Source organism: Streptomyces sp. NBC_00322 (assembly GCF_036147535.1).
In the GTDB taxonomy this organism is placed as follows: domain Bacteria; phylum Actinomycetota; class Actinomycetes; order Streptomycetales; family Streptomycetaceae; genus Streptomyces.
In genome coordinates this window covers 5,177,530-5,200,507 of sequence record NZ_CP108019.1, presented here as the reverse complement: position 1 = coordinate 5,200,507, position 22,978 = coordinate 5,177,530, and the positions used below count along the sequence as shown (strand labels likewise).

General features: G+C 69.6%; 21 protein-coding genes and 1 tRNA gene. 12 read left to right on the top strand and 10 right to left on the bottom strand.

The window, feature by feature from the left end:
* The first annotated feature begins 73 nt into the window (after window positions 1-73).
* From OG905_RS23835 to OG905_RS23820, 4 genes are all read left to right on the top strand, one after another.
* The gene (locus tag OG905_RS23835; RefSeq protein ID WP_328676903.1) at window positions 74-1,588 is read left to right on the top strand and encodes a flavin-containing monooxygenase; all 1,515 of its coding nucleotides are present in this window, start codon (window positions 74-76) and stop codon (window positions 1,586-1,588) included.
* Window positions 1,585-2,469 (top strand): alpha/beta fold hydrolase, encoded by an 885-nt coding sequence (locus tag OG905_RS23830; RefSeq protein ID WP_328676902.1) that lies wholly within the window; start codon window positions 1,585-1,587, stop codon window positions 2,467-2,469. Before OG905_RS23835 ends, OG905_RS23830 begins: the two co-directional genes overlap by 4 nt.
* Window positions 2,466-3,347, top strand: a complete 882-nt coding sequence (locus OG905_RS23825) for an SDR family oxidoreductase (RefSeq protein WP_328676901.1) — start codon at window positions 2,466-2,468, stop codon at window positions 3,345-3,347. The genes OG905_RS23830 and OG905_RS23825 overlap by 4 nt, the downstream gene beginning before the upstream one ends.
* A gap of 236 nt (window positions 3,348-3,583) precedes the next feature.
* Window positions 3,584-3,778, top strand: a complete 195-nt coding sequence (locus tag OG905_RS23820; protein WP_328676900.1) for a hypothetical protein — start codon at window positions 3,584-3,586, stop codon at window positions 3,776-3,778.
* Window positions 3,779-3,852: 74 nt separating this feature from the next.
* On the opposite strand, the gene OG905_RS23815 is transcribed toward OG905_RS23820, so the two are convergent.
* Entirely contained in the window at window positions 3,853-4,644 is a 792-nt protein-coding gene (locus OG905_RS23815) for an exodeoxyribonuclease III (RefSeq protein WP_328676899.1), read from the bottom strand.
* A 65-nt stretch (window positions 4,645-4,709) separates the two neighbouring features.
* Between OG905_RS23815 and OG905_RS23810 the strand changes: the two genes are divergently transcribed.
* Window positions 4,710-5,198, top strand: a complete 489-nt coding sequence (locus tag OG905_RS23810) for a GNAT family N-acetyltransferase (protein WP_328676898.1) — start codon at window positions 4,710-4,712, stop codon at window positions 5,196-5,198.
* Window positions 5,199-5,314: 116 nt separating this feature from the next.
* Window positions 5,315-6,283, top strand: a complete 969-nt coding sequence (locus OG905_RS23805) for a trypsin-like serine peptidase (protein ID WP_328676897.1) — start codon at window positions 5,315-5,317, stop codon at window positions 6,281-6,283.
* A gap of 23 nt (window positions 6,284-6,306) precedes the next feature.
* Here OG905_RS23805 and OG905_RS23800 read toward each other — a convergent pair whose 3' ends face one another.
* From OG905_RS23800 to galU, 8 genes are all read right to left on the bottom strand, one after another.
* Window positions 6,307-8,595, bottom strand: a complete 2,289-nt coding sequence (locus OG905_RS23800; protein ID WP_443043975.1) for an MMPL family transporter — start codon at window positions 8,593-8,595, stop codon at window positions 6,307-6,309.
* Between the two features lie 131 nt (window positions 8,596-8,726).
* Window positions 8,727-8,800: transfer RNA gene (locus OG905_RS23795), tRNA-Ala, on the bottom strand.
* Between the two features lie 80 nt (window positions 8,801-8,880).
* Window positions 8,881-9,975 carry a divisome protein SepX/GlpR gene (sepX, locus tag OG905_RS23790; RefSeq protein ID WP_328676894.1) on the bottom strand — a complete coding sequence of 365 codons (1,095 nt, stop codon included), beginning with the start codon at window positions 9,973-9,975 and terminating at the stop codon, window positions 8,881-8,883.
* A 136-nt stretch (window positions 9,976-10,111) separates the two neighbouring features.
* The gene (locus OG905_RS23785) at window positions 10,112-10,723 is read right to left on the bottom strand and encodes a GNAT family N-acetyltransferase (RefSeq protein WP_328676892.1); all 612 of its coding nucleotides are present in this window, start codon (window positions 10,721-10,723) and stop codon (window positions 10,112-10,114) included.
* A gap of 17 nt (window positions 10,724-10,740) precedes the next feature.
* The gene (locus OG905_RS23780; RefSeq protein ID WP_328676891.1) at window positions 10,741-11,298 is read right to left on the bottom strand and encodes a MogA/MoaB family molybdenum cofactor biosynthesis protein; all 558 of its coding nucleotides are present in this window, start codon (window positions 11,296-11,298) and stop codon (window positions 10,741-10,743) included.
* Complete coding sequence (gene moaC, locus OG905_RS23775) at window positions 11,295-11,774, bottom strand: cyclic pyranopterin monophosphate synthase MoaC (protein WP_328676889.1); 480 nt, start codon at window positions 11,772-11,774, stop codon at window positions 11,295-11,297. The genes OG905_RS23780 and moaC overlap by 4 nt, the downstream gene beginning before the upstream one ends.
* Window positions 11,775-11,846: 72 nt before the next feature.
* Complete coding sequence (gene glp, locus OG905_RS23770) at window positions 11,847-13,148, bottom strand: molybdotransferase-like divisome protein Glp (protein WP_328676887.1); 1,302 nt, start codon at window positions 13,146-13,148, stop codon at window positions 11,847-11,849.
* A 4-nt stretch (window positions 13,149-13,152) separates the two neighbouring features.
* Window positions 13,153-14,055 carry a UTP--glucose-1-phosphate uridylyltransferase GalU gene (gene galU / locus OG905_RS23765; protein ID WP_328676885.1) on the bottom strand — a complete coding sequence of 301 codons (903 nt, stop codon included), beginning with the start codon at window positions 14,053-14,055 and terminating at the stop codon, window positions 13,153-13,155.
* Between the two features lie 94 nt (window positions 14,056-14,149).
* Here galU and OG905_RS23760 point away from each other — a divergent pair, with 94 nt between their 5' ends.
* Window positions 14,150-14,767 carry a 5-formyltetrahydrofolate cyclo-ligase gene (locus tag OG905_RS23760; RefSeq protein ID WP_328676883.1) on the top strand — a complete coding sequence of 206 codons (618 nt, stop codon included), beginning with the start codon at window positions 14,150-14,152 and terminating at the stop codon, window positions 14,765-14,767.
* Window positions 14,768-14,770: 3 nt separating this feature from the next.
* On the opposite strand, the gene OG905_RS23755 is transcribed toward OG905_RS23760, so the two are convergent.
* A complete protein-coding gene (locus tag OG905_RS23755; protein WP_328676881.1) occupies window positions 14,771-17,500 on the bottom strand; it encodes a penicillin acylase family protein in 2,730 nt (909 codons plus the stop codon).
* Between the two features lie 213 nt (window positions 17,501-17,713).
* Here OG905_RS23755 and OG905_RS23750 point away from each other — a divergent pair, with 213 nt between their 5' ends.
* From OG905_RS23750 to OG905_RS23730, 5 genes are all read left to right on the top strand, one after another.
* Window positions 17,714-19,225, top strand: a complete 1,512-nt coding sequence (locus OG905_RS23750) for a potassium/proton antiporter (protein WP_328682551.1) — start codon at window positions 17,714-17,716, stop codon at window positions 19,223-19,225.
* Between the two features lie 262 nt (window positions 19,226-19,487).
* Window positions 19,488-20,786, top strand: a complete 1,299-nt coding sequence (locus OG905_RS23745; RefSeq protein WP_328676880.1) for an MFS transporter — start codon at window positions 19,488-19,490, stop codon at window positions 20,784-20,786.
* A 69-nt stretch (window positions 20,787-20,855) separates the two neighbouring features.
* On the top strand, window positions 20,856-21,197 hold the full coding sequence (locus OG905_RS23740; protein ID WP_328676878.1) for an FmdB family zinc ribbon protein: 342 nt from the start codon (window positions 20,856-20,858) through the stop codon (window positions 21,195-21,197).
* Between the two features lie 110 nt (window positions 21,198-21,307).
* On the top strand, window positions 21,308-22,171 hold the full coding sequence (locus OG905_RS23735; protein ID WP_328676877.1) for an S-methyl-5'-thioadenosine phosphorylase: 864 nt from the start codon (window positions 21,308-21,310) through the stop codon (window positions 22,169-22,171).
* Between the two features lie 237 nt (window positions 22,172-22,408).
* Window positions 22,409-22,897 carry a hypothetical protein gene (locus tag OG905_RS23730; protein ID WP_443043974.1) on the top strand — a complete coding sequence of 163 codons (489 nt, stop codon included), beginning with the start codon at window positions 22,409-22,411 and terminating at the stop codon, window positions 22,895-22,897.
* Window positions 22,898-22,978 lie beyond the last annotated feature (81 nt).

Here is a 22,978-nt window from a genome sequence, read left to right as displayed (position 1 = left end):
TGCCGCTGCCTTACCCTCCCAACTGTGCCAGTGATTGCTGGCATGGTGGTGACCTTCAGCGGAAGGCGGCGGCATGGGCCAGCGCGAGCACGTACGGGTGGCGGTGATCGGATCCGGATTCGGTGGCCTGGGGGCCGCGGTCCGGCTGCGCCGCGAAGGGATCACCGACTTCGTCGTCCTGGAACGGGCGAGCTCGGTCGGCGGGACCTGGCGGGACAACAGCTATCCCGGGTGCGCCTGCGACGTGCCCTCGCACCTCTATTCCTTCTCCTTCGCGCCCAACCCCGACTGGCCGCGCACCTTCTCCGGGCAGGAACACATCCGCGCGTACCTGGAGCATGTCGCCGACACCTTCCGGCTGCGCTCCCACATCCGCCTCGACCATGAGGTGCTGATGATGCGCTGGGACGGCGACGAGCTGCGCTGGGAGATCGAGACCTCCAGGGGGACGATGACCGCCGACGTGGTCGTCTCGGCGACCGGGCCGCTCTCCGATCCGAAGACTCCCGAGATTCCGGGTCTGGCCGACTTCCCCGGCAAGGTCTTCCACTCCTCCCGCTGGGACCACGACTACGACCTGCGCGGCAAGCGCGTCGCGATGATCGGGACCGGGGCGTCCGCGATCCAGATCGTGCCCGCGATCCAGCCGCAGGCCGCGAAGCTGACGCTGTTCCAGCGGACGCCGCCGTGGGTGCTGCCGCGGATGGACCGAAAGATCACCGGGGTCGAGCGCTGGCTGCACCGGCAGCTGCCCTTCACCGGGACCGCGCGCCGCGGGCTGCTGTGGGGAATCAGGGAGCTGCAGGTCAGCGCCTTCACCAAGCGGCCGAACGAGCTCGGCCTCATCGAGTCGCTCGCCAAGGCCAATATCGCCAAGTCCATCAAGGACCCCGCGCTGCGGGTCCGGTTGACGCCCTCGTACCGCATCGGCTGCAAGCGGATCCTGCTGTCGAGCGACTACTACCCGGCGCTCGCGCAGCCCAATGTGGACATCGTCGCCTCGGGGCTGAGCGAGGTACGCGGATCGACGGTCGTCGCGGCCGACGGTACGGAGACAGAGGTCGACGCGATCATCTTCGGTACCGGATTCCATGTGACCGACCTGCCGATCGCCGAGCGCGTGGTCGGCGCCGACGGGATCACGCTGGCGGAGTCCTGGAAGGACGGCATGCAGTCGCTGCGCGGCGCCACCGCCGCCGGTTTCCCCAACTGGATGACGATCATCGGCGCCAACACGGGCCTCGGGAACTCCTCGATGATCCTGATGATCGAATCGCAGCTGAACTACATGGCCGACTACCTGCGCCAGCTCACGGTGCTCGGCGGACGCGCGGCGCTGACGGTCCGGCCGTCCGCGGTGGGCGCGTGGAACCGGCGGGTGCAGGAGCGGATGGAGCGGACGGTGTGGAAGTCCGGCGGCTGCAACAGCTGGTACCTGGACGCGAACGGACGCAACACCACGCTGTGGCCGGGGACGACGGGCGAGTTCCGGCGCGAGACGCGGCGGGTGGATCTGGCGGAGTACGAGGTCGTACGGGTGCTCGCAAAGTCCGCTGCGGCTGCCGAATCCGTGGACGTCGCGTCATGAGCGGGACCGTCATGAGCCGGACCCTGACCGCCGTCTCCGCAGACGGATCGCCGGTCCATGTCGAGGTGCACGGCCCCGAAGATGCGCCCGCCGTGGTGCTGGCGCACGGCTGGACCTGCTCGACGGAGTTCTGGGCCGCCCAGATACGGGAGTTGGCCACCGATCACCGTGTCGTCGTCTACGACCAGCGCGGTCACGGGCGCACCGCGGCCGCCGGCGTCGGTACCGACCTACTCGCCGACGACCTGGAGGCGGTGCTCGGGGCGGTACTGGCTCCGGGCGAGAAGGCCGTGCTCGCCGGGCACTCCATGGGCGGGATGACACTGATGGCCGCCTCCGGGCGGGCCGCCTTCGCCGAGCACGCGGCCGCGGTACTGCTGTGCAGCACGGGCAGTTCGCGGCTGATCGACGAGTCGCTGGTGCTGCCGATGCGCGCCGGACGGCTGCGGAGCCGGATCACCCGTGCGGTGCTGGGGTCACGGGCGCCGCTCGGGCCGGTGACGCCCCTCTCCAAGCGGATCCTCAAGTACGCGACGATGGGCCCCGGTTCGGCGCGGGAACGGGTCGCGGAGTGCGCCCGCATCGTGCACGCCTGCCCGAGGGCGTCCCGGGTGGCCTGGGCAGGTGTGCTCGCGGAACTCGATCTCGACGCGGGTGTACGGGAGTTGAGCGTGCCCACGGTCGTGGTGGCGGGCACGGCCGACCGGCTCACCCCCCTGGTGCACGCCCGGCGAATCGCCGATGCCCTGCCCCGGTGCCTGGAGTTGGTGGAGCTCGCCGGGATGGGCCATATGACGCCGGTGGAGGCCCCCGAGGCCGTCACCGCGAAGATCCGCGAACTGGTGGACACGTATCTGAACGCGAAGGAGGAGGCCGCATGAGCAGGACCAGCCTGGAGGGACAGGTCGCGGTCGTCACCGGCGCGGCGCGGGGCGTGGGCGAGCTGCTGGCCCGCAAACTGTCGGCGCGCGGCGCGAAGGTGGCGCTCGTGGGCCTGGAGCCGGACGAGCTGAAGCAGGTCTCGGAGCGGCTGCACACCGAGAGCGATCACTGGTACGCGGACGTCACCGACCACGAGGCGATGACGCGGGTCGCGCAGGAGGTCAAGGAGCGCTTCGGCAAGGTCGACATCGTCGTGGCGAACGCGGGCGTGGCATCGGGCGGTCCGTTCATGGACTCGGATCCGGTGTCGTGGCGCCGGGTGTTCGAGGTCAACCTGATCGGCAGCGCGGTGACCGGGCGGGCGTTCCTGCCGGTCCTGGTGGAGAGCCGGGGGTACTTCCTGCAGATCGCGTCGCTGGCTGCGATCACCCCGGCGCCGATGATGACGGCGTACTGCGCGTCCAAGTCGGGCGTCGAGGCCTTCGCGCACAGCCTGCGGGCGGAGGTCGGCTACCGGGGCGTGGGGGTCGGTGTCGGCTATCTGTCCTGGACGGACACGGATCTGGTGCGGGGCGCGGACCAGGACGACGTGATGCGGGAGCTGCGGCAGCGGCTGCCCTGGCCGTCGAACAAGACGTATCCCCTCGGCCCGGCGGTGGACCGCCTGGTGGCCGGGATCGAACGGCGGTCCTCGCATGTGTACGGACAGTGGTGGCTGCGCGGGATGCAGTCGGTGCGGGGGTATCTGCCGTCGCTCATCGGGATCGTGGGACAGCGGGAGATGCGGCGCTTCGCGCCGCGACTTGAGGGGGTCCCGAAGGGGCTTGTGGGGGCGGGCGGCGCGGCGGACGAGGCGGCGCGCACGGAGCGTAATTGATCAAAATGCGCGGCATGTCGGCGCATGCCAGTCTGGTCGAGGCCCAGGGGGCGTCTTTTGGATCAGGCCGGATCAGGGAGCGGGGTCTGGTGCGTGCAGATGCAAGGCGGAGGAAGGAGCCCACGCGGAGCGTCGGCGACTGACGACAACGCGGCAGATGTGCGTGCCAGGGCACGCGAGCCCGGCAAGATCCGAAAGACACCCCCTATCCCCACACCCCGCTAGGAGTGAACGACATGGGCATCAGGGACCAGTTCGAGGTCAAGGCTCAGCAGCTCAAGGAGCGGGCGCAGCAGGCCGCCGGCGGCGCGCGGGACGAGGCGCCGGAGCGGGCTTCGAAGGCGCGGAAGCCGGGCCGGGAGCAGAACAAGTCCGACGACGAAGCCATGCAGGAAGCGCAGGACAGGTTCAATCTGGACTACGACGCCTGACGCTGCGCTGTGCGAGGGCGTGAACGAGGCGCACCCGGGACGCCGGGTGCGCCTTTCGCGCGTGGGGCCCTCAGTTACAGGTCGTAGACCGCCGTCACCGGCGCATGGTCGCTCCACCGCTCCCCGTGCGTCGCGGCCCGCTCCACCCACGCCTTCACCGCGCGCCGCGCCAGACCCGGGGTCGCGACCTGGTAGTCGATGCGCCATCCGCTGTCATTGTCGAAAGCCCGCCCGCGGTACGACCACCACGAGTACGGCCCCTCCGCCTCCGGGTGCAGCGCCCGCACCACATCCACGTACTCCTCGAAGACCTGGCCGAGCCACTCCCGCTCCTCCGGCAGGAAGCCGGAGTTCTTCCTGTTGCCCTTCCAGTTCTTGAGGTCCGCCTCGCGGTGCGCGATGTTCCAGTCGCCGCACACCACCACCTCGCGCCCGTCCGCCGCGGACTTCGCCTTGAGCTCGCGCAGGTATGGCAGGAACTCGCCCATGAACCGCATCTTCTCGTCCTGCTTGTCCGTGCCCACGTCGCCCGACGGCAGATACAGGCTCGCGACCGTGACACCGGGCAGGTCCGCCTCGACGTACCGCCCGCTCGCGTCGAACTCGCTCGACCCGAAGCCGATCCGCACCCTGTCGGGTTCGCGCCGCGTGTAGAGGGAGACGCCCGCGCGGCCCTTCGCCAGGGCGGGGGCGTGCACCGTGTGCCAGCCTTCGGGATCGCGGACCTCGTCCGGGAGCTGGTGCGCCTCGGCCCGTACCTCCTGGAGGCAGATGACGTCGGCGGCGGTGCCGGCCAGCCACGCAACGAAGCCCTTCTTGGCGGCGGCGCGCAGCCCGTTCACATTCACGCTAGTCACGGTGAGCATCCCGGCACCCTATCCAGGGGCACCACCACGGCATCCCGGTGTGGCCTACACGTACGCTCGTGGGCATGGATGTGAGACCCATGCCTTTCGACCACCCCGATGCCGTCAAGCTCAATGACCAGGTGCAGCTCGAATACGCCGAGCGCTACAGCGACGACGGCGATGTCACGCCGCTCGACGCGTCGATGTTCGAGCCGCCGAACGGTCTCTACCTCCTCGTGTACGACGACGACGGTCACCCCGTCGCCTCCGGCGGCTGGCGTTCGCACGAGGAGAACGACGAGGGCTACAGCGACGGAGACGCCGAGCTCAAGCGCATGTACGTGATTCGCGAGGCGCGCGGCCAGGGTCTCGCCCGGCGCATCCTCGCGGCCCTGGAGGACGACGCCCGCGCCGCCGGCCGGACCCGGATGGCTCTGGAGACCGGCATGAAGCAGCCCGAAGCGATCGCCCTCTATCTGTCCAGCGGCTATGAGCTCTGTGTGCAGAAATTCGGCCACTACCGCGAGTTCGAGGACAGCCGCTGCTTCGCCAAGCTCTTGTCGCGCCCCTGACATAACCAAGATTCCCGTGGCACTCTGCCTCACGCACGTGCAAGCCGATCCGCACCGCCTCATCCCCCACCCTGCCCGCTCGACACCACGCGCGGGCACGGCAGAAGGAGACATGCGTGAGACGCCATCGCACCGCCGCAGGAATCCTGTTGGCCGTCGGCACCCTGCTCGGCGGCGCACTGTCGGCCACCGCCGCAAGCGCCGCCCCCGCCCCTTCCCCCACCCCGACGGTCTTCAAGCAGCAGCAGACGAAGGGCTTCTGGACCGCCGAACGGATGCGCAGCGCCACCCCGCTCGATGTGCTCCGGGTTGTCCCCGGCTCCGTCAAGGCACCGAAGCCGGGCGGCAAGGAGACCGTCATCGTCCCGACCGCCGCATCCTCAACTGCCGTAGGACCGATGGCCTTTCCGCAGGCGGGCGGCCCCTGGACGGGCAGCGGCGCGGTGGTCAAAACATCCGGCCGGGTGTTCTTCACCTTCCAGGGACGTACGGCCTCCTGCTCCGGCGACTCGGTCACCAGCCAGAACGGCAGCACCGTGATCACCGCGGGCCACTGCGTGAAGTACCAGGGCAGCTGGCACACCAACTGGGTCTTCGTGCCCGGCTACAACAACGGCCAGGCCCCGTACGGCCAGTGGGCCGCCACCAAGACCCTCTCGACCGCCCAGTGGGTGGCGAGTGAGGACATCAACTACGACGTCGGCGCCGCGGTCGTCGCCCCGCTGGGCGGCAAGACCCTCGCCGCGACGGTCGGCGGGCAGGGCCTGAGCTTCAACGGCGGCTACAACAAGCCGATGTACGCTTTCGGTTTCCCCGCGGCCTCTCCGTACGACGGCACCAAGCTCATCTACTGCAGCGGGAACTCCTCCAAGGACTTCCTCTTCTCGCAGGACCACAGCCTGGGCTGCAACATGACGGGCGGCTCCAGCGGCGGCCCCTGGTTCACCTCGTTCAGCGAGACCACCGGCACCGGTCTGCAGGCTTCGGTGAACAGCTTCGGCTACGTCTTCCTGCCGAACCGGATGTTCGGCCCCTACTTCGGCAATGACGCCAAGTCGGTGTACGACAAGGCGCAGGTGTCCTGAGCCCGGACGGCCGGCGGGGGCGCTCAGCTCCCGCCGGTCCCGACGCCCGCCCCGGCCGCCTCCTCCTCGTGTTCGCCCTCCGCGTCCACATGCGGCAGGATCCGGTCCAGCCACCGCGGCATCCACCACGCCGCCGGCCCGAGCAGCGTCATCACCGCCGGGACCAGGAGCAGCCGCACCACGGTCGCGTCGATCAGCACACTCACCGCGAGGCCCAGTCCCAGCATCTTCACCACGATGTTGTCGCTGATGAGGAAGGCGGCGAAGACGCTGACCATGATCAGCGCGGCGCAGGTGATGACCCGCGCGGTGATCTCCAGCGCGTGCGCGACGCTGGCCTTGGAGTCGCCCGTGCGCAGCCACGCCTCACGGACGCGGGAGAGCAGGAAGATCTCGTAGTCCATGCTCAGGCCGAAGACGATCGCGAACATCATCATCGGCACATAGCTCTCGATCGGCACGTCCCCCGACACTCCCAGCGACGGGCCTCCCCAGCCCCACTGGAAGACGGCGACCACGACTCCGTACGAGGCCGCGATGGAAAGGACGTTGAGCACGGCCGCCTTGACCGCGACCAGCACGCCGCGGAAGACGATCAGGATGATGATGAAGGCGAGGCCGACCACGACCAGGATGATCAGGGGCAGCCGCTCGGAGACGATGTCGAGGAAGTCGACCTGCGCGGCCGTCGTGCCCGTGACATAGCCCTTCGCGGCGGTGCCCGATACGGCGTCCGGCAGGGTGGTGTCCACCAGCCGGTTCACCAGCTGCGTGGTGTCCTCGTCCTGCGGCGCCTGCTTCGAGTACGCGGTCGCGACCAGGACATCGCCGTCCTGGGTCGGCTTCAGGGGAGTGATCACGGCGGCCCCGGGCACATTGGTGAGCGCCTTCTGGGCCTGCGAGGAGAGCGCCGCCCGGTCGGCCGACGGCACCGAGGTCTGGTCGATGACAAGGGTCAACGGGCCATTGGATCCGGGCCCGAACGCGCTGGACATCAGATCGAAGGCACGCCGGTCCGTGAAGGACTTCGGGTCCGCACCGTCCCCGATATGGCCGAGCTGGATGGAGAAGAGTGGAATGGCAAGCACGGCCAGGACCACCACCCCGCCGGTCAGGAACCACCACGGGCGGCGCTCCACACGCATCGCGTACCGGTGCCAGGTTCCGTGCGCCTCGGCGCCGGGCGCCGCGTCCGTCTCCGCGATCGGCTTTCGCACGTGGTACTTGTCGATGTGCCTGCCGACCAGCCCCAGCATCGCGGGCACCAGCGTGAGCGCGCCAATGACCGCCGTGACCACGGTGACGGCGGCGGCCACTCCGAGTTTGCCGATGAAACTGATCCCGGAGACCCAGAGGCCGCACAGGGCGATGATGACCGTGCAGCCGGAGACGAGCACCGCCCGGCCGCTGGTGGCCACCGCCCGGCCCGCCCCGCTCACCGGGTCGGCGCGGTCGATGAGGTTCTGCCGGTGCCGCGTGATCAGGAACAGCGCGTAGTCGATGCCCACGCCGAGGCCGATCATGGTGGCCAGTGTCGGCGAGACCGTGGCGAAGGTGAAGGCGGCGGCGATCAGCCCGAGGACGGCGAGCCCGCAGATCACGCTGATCAGCGCGGTCAGCAGCGGCAATCCGGCCGCGATCACACTGCCGAAGCCGATCAGCAGCACCACGATCGCCACCGCGAAACCGATCAGCTCGCTGACCCGGTCGTCCGCCTCGGGACGGGCCAGCTCACCCAGCGAACCGCCGTACTCCACATCCACTCCGGCGGACCGCAGCGGCTGGACGGCCGTGTCCACTCCGTCGAGATACGAGTCCCCCAAGAGGGAGGGCTGCTTGTCGAAACTGATGGTGATGTACGCGGTCATGCCGTCCGAGGAGAGCGGACCGACGTTCTGTCCGGACGGCTGCGCCGGTGGAGTGGATCCGGGGGGAGGCAGCGGATTCTGCACCGAGATCACATCCGGCAGCTTCTGCAGATTCGCGACCACCGTGGACACCTGCGAGCTGAGGTCGGTGAGCGGCTTGGCGGTGTCGTTCAGCACGATCTGGCTGCTGTAGCCGCCCGCGGAAGGCTGGTGCTCCTTCAGTACGTCAAGACCCTCGGTCGACTGCACGTCGGACAGCGAGAAGTTGTCGGAGTACTCGCCGCCATATGTGCGATGCAGCACCTGAAGACCGGCAACGGCGACCAGCCAGAGAACGATGACGATCACGCAGTGGCGGGCGCACCATTCACCGAGCCTGCGCAGCAGCCCTTTGCGGGGCACGGGTTCGGACGCACGGGAGGCCTGCGGGGGTGGCTCGACCATCGACATGCGTCCTCCCGACAGGAACTGGACTCGGACATTCAGCATTAAAAGCCCGGCCGGTCGGAACGGCATGCGCAAACGACGAAGTCCCACCCGGTCGTGATGACCGGACGGGACTTCGTCAGTTGTTGTGGACCTGTGGGGATTTGAACCCCAGACCCCCTCGATGCGAACGAGGTGCGCTACCAGACTGCGCCACAGGCCCTTGCAACGAGTGAAACTCTAGCATCCCCGTCGGGGTGCTTGGAAATCCGTTCCCGCGCTGGAAAAGCGCCGGTCACAGGCTCACTCGTTGGCGGCGCGGGGCCGGTCCTCGTCCGCGTACTGGTCGAACAGCGGGGTGCGGCCGCGCTCTCGCGCACGCCGGGGCTGCGGTGTACGCCGACCGGGCGACGGCTCGGCCGCCTCCGCGGGCGCCGCCGGGGTGGGCTCGGCCGTCGAGGAGCGGGCCGCGCTCCAGGTCTCCGGATCGCTGACGTCGACGCCGCTCGTGGCCCGCGGGGCCACCGGAGCGGTGACATACGTCGGCAGGGGGACCGGGACCGGCTCCCAGCTGTCGCCGCGGGCCGGACCGCGCTCGCGCTGCTGGTCGACCCACTCCGCGTGGTCCGTCTGCTCGACGAGCGCACGCCGGCCCGCCTCCTGCGGGGAGAGCGCGGCGGCGGACGCGGGCTCGGGGCCGGCCTCGGGCTCCTCGTCCGGCTCGGCGGCGGAGGCCGCCGCGGCCTGGTGCCGGCGCGGACGGTTCTCGCGCAGCCGCTGCGCCGCGGCTTCTGCCCGGCGCCGGTCCATGGTGAACACGAAGCGGCGCCGCTCCTGGTTGCGCAGATGCACGATGTATGCGCTCAGGAGGACGGCCGGGGCTGCCGGGGCCCACAGGAAGCCGAGCCCGCCGACCGCCGCGACGATCGTGCCGAGCGTGAAGGCGAGGAAGAGGACGACGGTCGTCCGTCTGCGGCGGGCCAGGACCCTGGTGCGGCGGGCGCGCTCGGCCGCGGAACCGTTCGGGCGCGGACGCCGCGGGGCGGGGGCCGGGACCTTGGCCGCCTGCTCGGGCGCCTTGCGGGACGCCGGGACGTCCATCCGGGCTTCGGTACGGGCCGGGGGCGCGGCGAAGGCCCGGACGTCCACGGAACTCAAACGGTCCGTGGGCGCGTCCGGGTCCACGTCGGGAACGGCCTGCTCCGCGTCGCGCTCCCGCAGCTCCTTGGCGTATCGGCGCTCCATCGCACCGCGTCCGGACAGCAGCCGGATGGCGGTGGAGAAGCGTTCCGTCGGACGGGCTTCATTGAGCTCGTCCTGCCTGCGGAGCCACATCGGCACCAAGTAGGCGGCCCAGGCCCCGACGATGACTGCGTAGATGAGGCCGCTGCTGCTCACGCATCACACCGTAGAGGGGTTTACGCAAGGGCATCCGCCAATTGGCCCGGTGTGTCGCACGATCTGGCTGATATCACGGACTTTTTTTGCGATTGTTCAGATCACATCATGGTCGGCAGCGATCAATTTCGAACGTTTATTTTATTTCCCGTGGCCTTCCGGGCCGTGCCTGGTGCCAGCGGCGGAGCAGTCCTTCGGGCACCTCGTCGGCCGTCAGCGCGAACACCAGATGGTCCCGCCACGCACCGTCGATGTGGAGATAACGCGGGCGCAGCCCCTCTTCGCGGAATCCGAGTTTCTCCACCACCCGCCGGCTGGGGCCGTTCTCGGGCCGAATGCAGACTTCCATGCGGTGCAGTCCCACCGAACGGAAACAGTGGTCGACGGCGAGCGCGACAGCGGTCGGCATCACCCCGCGGCCGGCCACGTCCCGGTCCACCCAGTAGCCGACATGGCCCGAGCACATCGAGCCCCAGGTGATCCCGGCGACCGTCAACTGGCCCACCAGACGCCCCTGGTACTCGATGACGAAGGGCAGCATCCGCCCCGCGTTGGCCTCGGTGCGCAGATGACGGACCATCTGCCGGTAGGTGGGGCGCCGGCCGTGCGGGGCGCCGGGGGCGGGCGGCGGAATCGTCGCCTCCCAGGGCCTGAGCCAGTCGCGGTTGCGCCGGTTGACCTCGCGCCAGCTCCGCTGGTCACGCAGCTTTATGGGACGGAGGACCACATCGCCGTCCGCCAGGATCACGGGCCAGGAGAGAGCGTTCAGCTTGAGCTCCCGGCAGGTCTGGGGTGGTCCGCGCCGCGGATCTGGTCGACGGCGTGGATCAGCAGCGGCTCCAGTACGGCCATACCGTCACGTACCCCGCCGGTGGACCCCGGCAGGTTGACGATCAGGGTGTGGCCGGCGACCCCGGCGAGCCCTCGGGACAGCGCCGCGGTGGGCACCTTCTCGCGTCCGTACGCGCGGATCGCCTCGGGGATGCCGGGGATCTCGTGGTCGAGGACGCGGCGGGTGACCTCGGGGGTCCGGTCGGTCGGCGAGATGCCGGTGCCGCCGGTGGTGAGGATCACGTCGTACGCGGCGGCCACCCCATCCCGCAGGGCCTGCTCCACGGGGTCACCGTCGGGGACGACCCGGGGGCCGTCGACCGTGAAACCCAGGTTCGTCAGCCCCTCGGCGAGGACCGGGCCGCCCTTGTCCTCGTACACACCGGCCGCGGCGCGGTTGGATGCGGTGACGACCAGGGCCCGCCGGACCGCACCCGCCCCCGATTCCGGGCCGTGGCCGTGGCTGTAGACCTCTCCGGCGCGCGGGCTCATGACCGGCTCCAGTCGCCGGACTTGCCGCCCGTCTTCTCCTCGACCCGGACATCGGTGATCACCGCGCCCTTGTCGACGGCCTTGACCATGTCGACGACGGTCAGCGCGGCGACCGAGACCGCCGTCAGCGCCTCCATCTCGACACCCGTACGGTCGGTCGTCTTCACCGTGGCGGTGATCTCCACCGCGTCGTCGGCGACCGACAGATCCAGCTTGACGCCGGAGACGGCCAGCGGATGGCACAGCGGGATCAGATCGGGGGTGCGCTTGGCGCCCATGATGCCCGCGATACGGGCCGTGGCCAGGGCATCTCCCTTGGGGACACCCTCACCACGCAGCAACTCCACCACCTGCGGTGAGACCAGAACCCGGCCACTGGCGCGGGCGGTGCGTGCGGTGACGTCCTTTCCGGAGACGTCGACCATACGGGCCGCCCCCGCCTCGTCGATGTGCGTCAGCCTGCCTTGCGTACTCATCTGGTGCGGCGCTCCCGGTCAGGGCCCTGCGGGGCCTGTGTGGGCAGACACGGTACCGCCACCGTAAGCAGGTCAGCCGATGAGGACCACTTCCACATCCGCGCCGGGCTCCACCGAAGTGTCCGCTTCCGGAACGACGATCAGGCAGTCGGCATGGGCGAGGGCCGCGATCAGATGGGAGCCGGAACCGCCGACCGGCGAGACCGTGCCCAATTCGGCGTCGTACCTGCCACGCAGGAACTGCCGCCTGCCGTCGGGCGAGGTGAGCGCCTTGTCGGCCTTCAGTACGGCACGCACCTTCGGGCGCTGCACGTCCTTCAGGCCCATCAGCGCCCGGATCGCGGGTCGTACGAACAGCTCGAAGGAGACGTACGAGGAGACGGGATTGCCCGGCAGCGCGAGCAGCGGGGTGTGCTCGGGGCCGATCGAGCCGAAGCCCTGCGGCTTGCCGGGCTGCATGGCGAGCTTGCGGAAGTCGACGCCGCTGCCCGGCACGTCCTCGTCGCCCACCGAGGAGAGTGCTTCCTTCACCACGTCGTACGCACCGACGCTCACGCCACCCGTGGTGACCAGCAGATCGGCGCGGATCAGCTGGTCCTCGATGGTGGCGCGCAGCGTCTCCGCGTCGTCGGTGACCGCGCCGACCCGGTAGGAGAGGGCGCCCGCGTCGCGAGCGGCGGCGCACAGGGCGAAGCTGTTCGAGTCGTAGATCTGGCCCTCGCCCAACTTCTCGCCCGGCTGGACCAGTTCGCTGCCGGTGGAGAGCACGACCACGCGCGGGCGGGGCCGCACCCGCACGGTGCCGCGGCCGATCGCGGCGAGCAGGCCGATCTGCGGCGGCCCCAGGACGGTGCCCGCCTCCAGGGCCAGATCACCCGCCTGGACGTCGCTGCCGCGCGAGCGGACATGGGCACCGGCCTCGGCCGGACGGTGGACGCGGACCTCACCGCTCGCGCCCTCGGGGGCATCGCCCGCCGGGCGCATCGTGGTGGCCGCTCCCCCGCCCGTACCGCCGTCGGTCCACTCGACGGGGACGACCGTCTCGGCGCCGGGCGGCAGCGGGGCACCTGTCATGATCCGGGCGGCCTCGCCGGGCCCGACGATGGGCAGTGGGCCGCTTCCGGCCGCCACATCGCCGATCACCGTGAGGACCGCGGGGAACTCCTCGCTCGCGCCCGCGACATCGGCGGTGCGGACCGCATAGCCGTCCATGGAGCTGTTGTCGAAGGGCGGCAGCGCGACCGGCACGGTGACGTCCTCCACCAGGACGCAGCCCTGGGCGTCCGGCAGCTGCAGCTCGATCGGGTCGAGCGGCCGGATCGCGGCGAGGATGTCCTCCAGGTGGTCGTCCACCGACCAGATCGTGCTGCTCACGGTGTTACATCTCCTCGGTCACATAACTGCGAAGCCAGGTCCGGAACTCCGGGCCCAGGTCCTCACGTTCGCACGCGAGTCGGACAATCGCCCGCAGATAGTCACCGCGATCGCCGGTGTCGTAGCGGCGGCCCTTGAAGATCACGCCGTGCACCGGGCCGCCGACCTTCTCGTCCTCGACGAGCTTCTCCAGGGCGTCGGTGAGCTGGATCTCGTTGCCGCGGCCGGGCTCGGTCTCCCGGAGTATGCCGAAGACGGCGGGGTCGAGGACATAGCGGCCGATGATGGCGAGATTGCTCGGCGCCTCGGACAGGGCGGGCTTCTCGACCAGCTCGGTGACCTTGACGACGTCACCCTCGGCGGTCGGCTCGACGGCCGCGCAGCCGTACTGGTGGATCATCGCGGGGTCGACCTCCATCAGCGCGATGACGCTGCCGCCCTCACGCTCCTGGATCTCGACCATGCGGGCGAGCAGCGGATCGCGCGGGTCGATCAGGTCGTCGCCGAGGAGGACCGCGAAGGGCTGGTCGCCGACGTGCGGTTCGGCGCACAGGACGGCGTGGCCGAGGCCGCGCGGATCGCCCTGGCGGACATAGTGCATGGTGGCGAGGTCGCTCGACTCCTGGACCTTGGCGAGCCGGCCGGCGTCGCCCTTGCTCTTGAGCGCCTCCTCCAGCTCGTAATTACGGTCGAAGTGGTCCTCGAGCGGGCGCTTGTTGCGACCCGTGATCATGAGCACGTCGGAGAGGCCGGCCGAGACCGCCTCCTCGACGACGTACTGGATCGCGGGCTTGTCGACGACAGGCAGCATCTCTTTGGGAGTGGCTTTCGTGGCAGGCAGGAACCGGGTGCCGAGGCCTGCGGCTGGGATGACAGCCTTGCTGATCCTGGGGTGCGACTGAGTCATGAGGATCACCCTATCCGGTGACTATGGGCTGAAGATGAGCCTCCGGTTAACTTCCTTCTCATAAAGGCGCATACGAGAGGTTTGTGAAGTACCGATGAGCGGTGACATGTCCGGAAAGAGTGCGGTACGGCGTGAACTCCTGGACGCCCGGGGCCTTCTGTCCGGTGAGGACGTCGAGCGGGCCGCCGCGGTTCTCGCGCGACTGGCCCTGGATCTCCCCGAATTGACCGAAGCACACACCGTCGCCGCATATGTCTCCGTCGGGCGCGAGCCCGGCACGCGCACGTTGCTCGACGCGCTGCGCGCGCGGGGCGTACGCGTCCTGCTCCCGGTCCTCAGGGCGGACAACGATCTGGACTGGGGAGTGTACGAGGGCGCGGACCATCTGGTGCGCGCGGGGCGCGGACTGCTGGAGCCGGACGGGGAGCGGCTCGGCGTGGGCGCCGTGCTCGACGCGGATGCCGTGCTCCTTCCCGGGCTCGCGGTGGACGCCCGCGGTATGCGGCTCGGCCGCGGTGGCGGCTCGTACGATCGGGTCCTCGCCCGCCTCTCGGCGGCCGGCGCCGACCCGGCCCTGGTGGTGCTGCTGTACGCGAACGAGGTGGTCGCACGGGTCCCGGAGGAGCCGCACGACCACCCCGTGCACGCGGTGGTCACACCCGAAGCCGTCATCCGATTCAACGACCGTGACGTCAAGCGCCCCGGTCAGTGAGCGTCAGGGAGTGAGCTTGAGCGTGTCGACGGTCTTGGCCTGGACCGCCTGCTGGCCGTAGGCCCAGTCGAGGAGCTCGCCGTCGGCCCATTTGTCGGTCTGGTCGGTGTAGTGCGCGCTGTACGCGTGCCCTGACGCGCCGGTCAGATTGATCCAGCGGGACTTGTCCCAGTCGCCGACGTTGACGACCATCCGCATCGAGGGCGCCCAGATCACGCTGTAGTCGCCCGCCGCGTTCCAGCCGGTGGCGTTGACCGCCGCCTCGCCGCCGCCCAGGTTCCACGGGCCGCGGTTGAGCACGAACTGCAGGAAGCCGGGCCCCTCGGTGCCGAGCGTCTGGTTCTTCAGCGTCAGCTGGTGCAGCCTGCCCCAGCTCCAGCTGGTGGCGTCCTTGCCGAGCTTGGCCGTCAGCTCCCAGCGGGCGTCCTCCATGGCCCGGGCCAGCAGCTGGTCACGGGTGACGGTGGCGGCGTCCGTGCGGCTGGCCGGGGAATGCCACCACTCGTTCTTCTCGTCCTTGAGGATCCTGCGTACGACCTCGAACCAGCGGTCGCCGCCGTCCGGCTGCGCCGAATCGGTGTCGCGCTGGCCGCACTCGCGCACCCGCTTGGTGAGCTCGTCGTCCGGGGCCGTGCTGTCGGCCGGGCGGACATTGAGGCACTCGTCCTCGACCCGCAGCTCCTTGGGCAGCTTGTTGCCGAAGGCGAGCTTGAGGACATTGCGCCAGACCACGTTGAAGTACGCGGCGGCACCGGAGTCCGGCTCCTGGGTGTAGCGCCAGCCCTCCAGCAGCTTCTGCGCCTCACGGACGTACGGGTCCGAGATATCGATCTTCAGCAGATACGGGGTCAGCAGCTTGGCGATCTCGCTGCTGTTGTCCATCTGCATGGTGCGCATGTCTTCGGTCGAGATCTTCCCGCCGCCCTGGATCTTCAACTCGATGAGGTCGTTGATCCGCTGGCTGCGGGTGCCGTAGCCGTAGTCCTTGGTGATCAGATACGGATACTTCTTGGCGTCGGTCACGGCCTGGTTGGCGGTGACGATGTAGCCGCGCTCCGGGTCCAGTTCGTACGGCAGCTCGTCGAAGGGGATGTAGCCCTTCCACTTGTACTTGGGGTTCCAGCCGGGCGCGGGCGTCGTGCCGTCACCCTGAGCGCGGACCGGGATCCTGCCGGGCGCCTGGTAGCCGATATGGCCCTTGGCGTCGGCGTAGACGAGGTTCTGCGAGGGGACCTCGAAGTTCTTGGCCGCCGCGCGGAAGGTGGCAAAGTCCTTGGCGCGGTCGAGCGCGAGGACGGCATCCATGGACCTGCCGGCCTGCAGGGCGGTCCACTGCAGCGCCACCCCGTAGCCGGCACCGCGGTCCGGGGCGGAGTTGGAGACGGGGGCCTTCTGGCCGACCTTCTCCAGCTCGTCGCTGCGGTCGGAGACCAGCGGGCCGTGCTCGGTGGAGCGGACCGTGATCTTCCTGTCGGAGCCGCCCGCGACCTTGATGACCTCGTCGCGGGTGGTCAACCGCCTCTCCTCGCTGCCCACCTGGTAGCGGTCGCCGGTCAGCTTCTCCAGGTAGAGGTCGGTGACGTCCGCGCCGAGGTTGGTGAAGCCCCAGGCGATGTCCTGGTTGTGACCGATGATCACACCCGGCATGCCGGAGAAGGTGTAGCCGGCGACGTCGTACTGACAGGAGGCCGAGACGCTGCGGCAGTGCAGGCCCATCTGGTACCAGAGGGAGGGCAGCTGCGGCGCGAGGTGCGGGTCGTTGGCCAGCATCGGCTTGTTGGTCGTCGAGTACCGGCCGGAGACGACCCAGGAGTTGGAGCCGATGCCGTTGCCGCTGGGACCCAGCAGGGCCGGGATCGTGTCCAGGGTCTCGGAGAGCGCGGCCAGCTGGGAGTTGAGGCCCTGCGCGGCGCCCCGCGCGCTGTTGCCGCCGCCGTTGCCGGAAATGTCCGACGGCTTGGCGTCCGGGTCGAACTTGCCGGTGGCGGGATTGACCCCGCCCTCGTCGACGATCGGCTTGTTCCGGTCGTACGGATAGGCCGGATACAGATCCTTGATCTGCTTCTCGCTCAGCCTGCTGGTCAGCAGCGAGCGGTCGATCTCCTCCTGCATGTTGCCGCGCAGGTCCCAGGCCATCGCCTTGAGCCAGGCCACCGAGTCGACGGGCGTCCACTTCTCGGGCTTGTAGTCGTTCTCGAACTCGAGCGCGGCGTACTCGACGGAAAGGTCCCTGCCCTCGCGACCCTTGAGATAGGCGTTGACGCCGTCCGCGTACGCCTGGAGGGCCTTCTTGGTGGCCGGCGAGAGCTTGGTGTCGTACTCCTGCTGTGCCACCCGGCGCCAGCCGAGCGTGCGCAGAAAGGAATCGGTCTCGACCTGACCGGAACCGAACATCTCGGAGAGCCGGCCGGCCGTCATATGACGGCGTACGTCCATCTCCCAGAACCGGTCCTGCGCCTGGACGAACCCCTGGGCGCGGAACAGGTCTTCGTCGCTGTCCGCGTAGATCTGCGGGATTCCGTAGTCGTCGCGCTTGACCTCGACCTGGCCCTTGAGGCCTTCGAGCTTGACGGCCCCGGTGGTCTGCGGGAACGAGGCGCGCACCGTGCTGATGCTCCACCACGTGCCGTATCCGACACCCGCGACAAGCGCCAGCACCAGGACGATCACGAGCAGGCGGGCGCGTCGCCCCTTCTTCTTCTTGGGGGAAGAGGCGGTTGTGTTGGCGGGCATCGCTGTCCTTCGAGGCGCAGGCTGGTCCTGGAGTGCTGGAGCAACCATAGGCGCAGCGTCCGACGGGCCCGGACGCGGTATCCGAAAGGCAGCACCCGGCCCCGAACAAACGATCTCTCAAGTAAAGGAAACGTTAAAGATTAGGTAAGGTAACGAAGTGTCGCCAGCCGGTGAAACGATCCGGCATATACGCGCGAGGGGAAGGATCGGCCACTGACTGTCCACCAGCTCAACGAACTCCTGCTCATCTGCTCGCTCGTCCTGCTCATCGCCGTGGCGGCGGTCCGCATCTCCTCCCGCAGCGGGCTCCCCAGCCTGCTCCTGTATCTCGGGATCGGGATCGCCATCGGGCAGGACGGCATCTTCGACGTCAAGTTCGACGACGCCCGACTGACGCAGGTGATCGGCTATGCCGCGCTTGTGGTGATCCTGGCCGAGGGTGGCCTGGGCACCAAGTGGAAGGAGATCAAACCCGCGTTGCCCGCGGCGGTCGTGCTGTCGACCGTCGGCGTCGCGGTGAGTGTGGGCGTCACGGCCGCGGGAGCGCACTATCTGGTCGGGCTCGACTGGCGGCAGGCGCTGATCATCGGTGCGGTCGTGTCATCGACGGATGCCGCGGCGGTCTTCTCCGTACTGCGCAAGGTGCCGCTGCCGTCCCGGGTGACCGGTGTGCTGGAGGCCGAGTCGGGCTTCAACGACGCCCCTGTGGTGATCCTGGTCGTGGCCTTCTCCACGGCCGGACCGGTCGACGACTGGTACGTCCTGGTCGGCAAGATCGCGCTGGAGCTGGCGATCGGCGCGACCATCGGACTCGCGGCAGGCTGGCTGGGCGCCTTCGGGCTGCGGCATGTGGCGCTGCCCGCATCGGGTCTCTACCCGATCGCCGTGATGGCGATCGCGGTGGTGGCGTACGCCGCGGGCGCCATGGCACACGGCAGTGGCTTCCTCGCCGTCTATCTCGCCGCCGTGGTGCTCGGGAACTCCCGGCTGCCTCACGCGCCCGCGAACCGCGGCTTCGCGGAGGGCCTCGGCTGGATCGCCCAGATCGGCATGTTCGTCCTGCTCGGCCTGCTGGTGACCCCGCACGAGCTGACCGAGGACTTCTGGACCGCCGTGGTCGTGGGCCTCGTGCTGACCATGGTCGCGCGGCCGCTGGAGGTCTTCGTCAGCCTGCTGCCCTTCCGTATTCCATGGCGCGAACAGGTGCTGATGTCCTGGGCGGGGCTGCGCGGAGCCGTGCCGATTATCCTCGCGACGATCCCGACGGTGGCCGGCATCGAGGGCAGCGACCGGATCTTCAACATCGTCTTCGTCCTGGTCGTCGTCTACACCCTGGTCCAGGGACCGACGCTGCCATGGCTGGCGCAGGCGCTGGGCCTCGGCCGCTCGGACGATGCCTCCGACCTGGGCATCGAGTCCGCGCCCCTGGAGCGGCTGCGCGGGCATCTGCTGTCGGTGGCGATCCCGGAGGAGTCGCGCATGCACGGCGTGGAGGTCGCGGAACTGCGGCTGCCCGCCGGGGCGGCGGTCACACTTGTCGTACGTGACGGGAAGAGCTTCGTGCCGCTGCCGTCCACCGTGTTGCGGTGGGGCGACGAGCTGCTGGTGGTGGCGACCGATCCGGTACGGGACGCGGCCGAGCGGCGGCTGCGGGCGGTCGGACAGGGCGGAAAGCTGGCCGACTGGCTGGGGACGGGCGGAAACGCCGAGAGAAGACCCGGTTAATCACAGGCGGATCTCCGAGAATGTGAGCCATTTCCCAGGGACGATCCCGAGATCCCCTGTACGATGAAGGCACACTGATCGACCAACTCTGCCTGACGCAGAGCTGGCGCGACCGTATGGCGGCCGCGGAGCCCTCGCAGCGGCCCCGGTATCTACCGCAGTTCAGCGCAAGAGGACAGCTCTCGGCGGCTCGGGTGCGTCTCGTACCACAAGTACGACGCGCACTTCAGGAGCGCTACCAGGCGGCAGAAAGGCACGGACCGTGGCATCCACGGTCAAGAACCGTCCTGGATACGGGCAGCTTCTGCGCACCCCCGACGCCTGGACATTCCTGCTCCCCGGCTTTCTGGCACGCCAGCCCTTCGCGATGCTGACCATCGGCATCGTCCTGCTGGTGCAGCACACCACCGGCTCGTACGGCAGCGCCGGCGCGGTGGCCGCCTTCACCGGCGTCTCCATGGCGCTGTTCGCACCGCAGAGCGGCAAGCTCGCGGACCGCTTCGGGCAGCGGGCGGTCCTGCTGCCCGGCGTCCTGCTGCACACCGCGTCCGTCTCCGCGCTCACCGCGCTCGCGCTGTCGGGCGCTCCCCTGTGGGCCCTGTTCGCGGCAGCTGTTCCGACGGGTGCCTCCGTACCTCAGATCGGCCCGATGGTGCGGGCCCGCTGGGCCGCCAAGCTTGGTGGGGGTACCTCCCAGGCCGAAGGTTCTGGGGGAGGCTCGCCGCTGATGACGACCGCGGCCGCCTTCGAGTCCGTGACGGACGAGTTCACCTTCGTCGTCGGACCGGTGCTGGCGACAGCGCTCAGCACGGGTGTGCACCCGGCCGGCGGACTGATCGCGGAAGGGATGCTGACGCTCGCCGGTGGTCTGCTCTTCGCGGCCCAGAGCCGTACGCAGCCCCAGCCGAGCCGTGCCGCGGGGCACGCGCGCGTGGAGCACGCGTCCGCCCTGTCCATCCCCGGCGTACGCGTCCTGGCCGTGGCCTTCCTCGGCATCGGCTCGGTCTTCGGCGGAATGCAGGTCTCACTGACCGCCTTCGCCGAGGAGATCGGCAACCCCGGGGCCAACGGTCTGCTCTACGGAATCTTCGCGGCCGGCAACATGCTCGCGGGCATCGCGTGCGGCGCGATCGCCTGGAAGAGCGGGCCGCGACGCCGGATGGTGCTCGGTTACGCCGGGCTGACCCTGGCCGCATCCGCGCTGTGGGCCGTGCACTCCGTGGCACTGCTGGCCGGGCTCGGGCTGCTGGTCGGCCTCTGCATCGCTCCGGCCCTGATCGGCGGCTACACCCTGGTCGAGTCGCTGGTACCCGCATCGGCCCGTACGGAGGCCTTCACCTGGCTGACGGGCGCCGTCGCGCTCGGTCAGGCGGCAGCCGTGACGGTGGCCGGACGGCTGGCCGACGAGCAGGGTGCGAGCGCCGGATTCGTGGTCCCGCTGGTGGGCACCGCACTGGCCCTGGTCACCCTCCTGGCCCTTCGCTCGCGGCTCTCACAGAGGGCCCCCGGGCGGATCGCGGCGCGTGGGATGGGTCACCGAGTGCCGGTGACGGTGGACTGATCCAGCGGAATACGTCACTATGGACCGTCGTTAGCACTCATTGAGTGAGAGTGCCAGGAGGAAGACACAGTGCCGACCTACCAGTACCAGTGCACCGAATGCGGCGAGGGCCTCGAGGCGGTGCAGAAGTTCACCGATGATGCCCTGACCGTATGCCCCAACTGCGAGGGACGCCTGAAGAAGGTGTTCTCGGCAGTCGGCATTGTCTTCAAGGGATCCGGCTTCTACCGCAACGACAGCCGTGGCTCGTCGTCGAGCAGCTCGCCCGCGTCGTCGGGCGCGTCGACGCCTTCCACGGGTGCGAAGTCGTCCGACTCGAAGCCCGCGGCTTCCCCCTCGACGAACGGCTCCGGCTCGTCCTCGGGCTCCGCCTCCTCCTCGTCGAGCACCAGCGGCAGCTCCGCCGCCTGACGTCCGCTTTCCCAGGACCCTGCCGTTGTGTACGGCGGGGTCCTCGGTGTGTACGGCCGCGTCCACGGGCGGCGTCCGCTGCGTTTTCGCGTACGGATAATGTGGCGGCCATGGCGACCAACGCGAGCGAACTCTCCGGCACCCCTTCCGCGGAGATCGGTGTCATTGGCGGCTCGGGGTTCTACTCCTTCCTGGAGGACGTGACGGAGGTCCAGGTGGACACTCCGTACGGCAGCCCGAGCGACTCCTTGTTCTTCGGCGAGATCGCCGGGCGGAAGGTCGTCTTCCTTCCCCGGCACGGACGCGGCCACCATCTGCCGCCGAACCGCATCAACTACCGCGCAAACCTGTGGGCGCTGCGCTCGGTCGGCGTACGACAGGTGCTCGGGCCGTGCGCGGTCGGCGGGCTGCGGCCGGAGTACGGGCCGGGGACGCTGCTCGTACCGGACCAGTTCGTGGACCGTACGCAGGCGCGCGTGCAGACCTTCTACGACGGCTATCCGCTGCCGGACGGGTCCATGCCCAATGTGGTGCATGTGTCGACGGCCGACCCGTACTGCCCCGAGGGGCGCAAGGCCGCGCTGGCCGCGGCGCGCGGACAGGACTGGGAGCCGGTGGACGGCGGGGCGCTGGTGGTGGTCGAGGGGCCGCGCTTCTCCACCCGGGCCGAATCGCTGTGGTACCGGTCGATGGGCTGGTCGGTGGTCGGCATGACCGGGCACCCGGAGGCGGTGCTCGCCCGTGAACTGGCGCTCTGCTACACGTCGATGACCCTGGTGACGGACCTGGACGCGGGGGCCGAGTCGGGCGAGGGCGTCTCCCACGGGGATGTGCTGAAGGTCTTCGCCGCCAATGTGGAGCGGCTGCGGACGGTGCTGTTCGACGCGGTGGCGGGGCTTCCGGTGGACGGGGAGCGGAACTGTCTGTGCATTCGGGCGCTGGACGGCCTCGATCCGGGGATACAGCTGCCGTAGACCCACGCGCGGGTGAGGGAGTTGTCCACAGCGCCGTGGTCGTCCACAGGCGTCTGCGGGATGCGGGCGGACGGTGGATCGTGAGGAGCGGTCGGTCCAACTCCCTTCTCACTGCAGGCGGTGTACGTCATGTCGTTCCTTCCTCCCGCGTCCGTTCCTCCCTCGTCCCTTCCCCTTTCTTCGGGTCTCCCGCCTTCCTCGGATCTCCCGCCTTCCTCGGCTCCGGAGCCTGTCGGTGTGCCGCCGTTCGCGCCGCTGCGGGTGCGCGGTGGGGCCCACCGGCTGCGGCGGGCGATGCGGCGGCGACGGCGTGCGCTGGCGGCCGGGCTCGCCATGACGGCGGCCGCACTCGCCGCTTCGGGCGCGCGTGGTGCGGACGCTCTGGGGCCGGACAGTCCGGGGGCCGGTGCGCCGGCGGCCGCTCATCATGAACCTCGGCCCGCCGCCGAGATGGTGTCGGCTCCGGTGCGTATCGCCGATGCCGCGACCGTGCGGCTGCTGCGCCCGGGAGACCGGGTCGATGTGATCGCCGCCGCCAACTCCCCAGCGGGGGAAGCATCTGAGGCGCGGGTGGTGGCATCGGGGGCCCGGGTGACCGACGTTCCGCGGGCTACGGAGGCTGTCGGGGACGGCGGCGCGCTGGTGGTACTGACCGTTCCGCGCGCCACCGCGGCTGCGCTGGCGGGCGCGAGCACGACATCGAGGCTGGCGGTGACGGTGTGCTGACCCATTGGACAGCGCGGTCACGTGGTGCCGTAGGTTGCGGAACGTTTGGCTCCATGACCTGCACGTGCGAAGAGAGGCTCA

Bases quoted from the DNA above. Each gene is read 5' to 3' on its own strand.
- OG905_RS23735 (WP_328676877.1), top strand. From the start codon at position 21,308: ATGGCGACCAACGCGAGCGAACTCTCCGGCACCCCTTCCGCGGAGATC.
- OG905_RS23815 (WP_328676899.1), bottom strand. From the start codon at position 4,644: ATGCTCACCGTGACTAGCGTGAATGTGAACGGGCTGCGCGCCGCCGCC.
- OG905_RS23820 (WP_328676900.1), top strand. From the start codon at position 3,584: ATGGGCATCAGGGACCAGTTCGAGGTCAAGGCTCAGCAGCTCAAGGAG.
- OG905_RS23780 (WP_328676891.1), bottom strand. From the start codon at position 11,298: ATGAGCCCGCGCGCCGGAGAGGTCTACAGCCACGGCCACGGCCCGGAA.
- OG905_RS23835 (WP_328676903.1), top strand. From the start codon at position 74: ATGGGCCAGCGCGAGCACGTACGGGTGGCGGTGATCGGATCCGGATTC.
- OG905_RS23755 (WP_328676881.1), bottom strand. From the start codon at position 17,500: ATGCCCGCCAACACAACCGCCTCTTCCCCCAAGAAGAAGAAGGGGCGA.
- galU (WP_328676885.1), bottom strand. From the start codon at position 14,055: ATGACTCAGTCGCACCCCAGGATCAGCAAGGCTGTCATCCCAGCCGCA.
- OG905_RS23825 (WP_328676901.1), top strand. From the start codon at position 2,466: ATGAGCAGGACCAGCCTGGAGGGACAGGTCGCGGTCGTCACCGGCGCG.
- OG905_RS23810 (WP_328676898.1), top strand. From the start codon at position 4,710: ATGGATGTGAGACCCATGCCTTTCGACCACCCCGATGCCGTCAAGCTC.
- moaC (WP_328676889.1), bottom strand. From the start codon at position 11,774: ATGAGTACGCAAGGCAGGCTGACGCACATCGACGAGGCGGGGGCGGCC.
- OG905_RS23830 (WP_328676902.1), top strand. From the start codon at position 1,585: ATGAGCGGGACCGTCATGAGCCGGACCCTGACCGCCGTCTCCGCAGAC.
- OG905_RS23760 (WP_328676883.1), top strand. From the start codon at position 14,150: ATGAGCGGTGACATGTCCGGAAAGAGTGCGGTACGGCGTGAACTCCTG.
- OG905_RS23800 (WP_443043975.1), bottom strand. From the start codon at position 8,595: ATGGTCGAGCCACCCCCGCAGGCCTCCCGTGCGTCCGAACCCGTGCCC.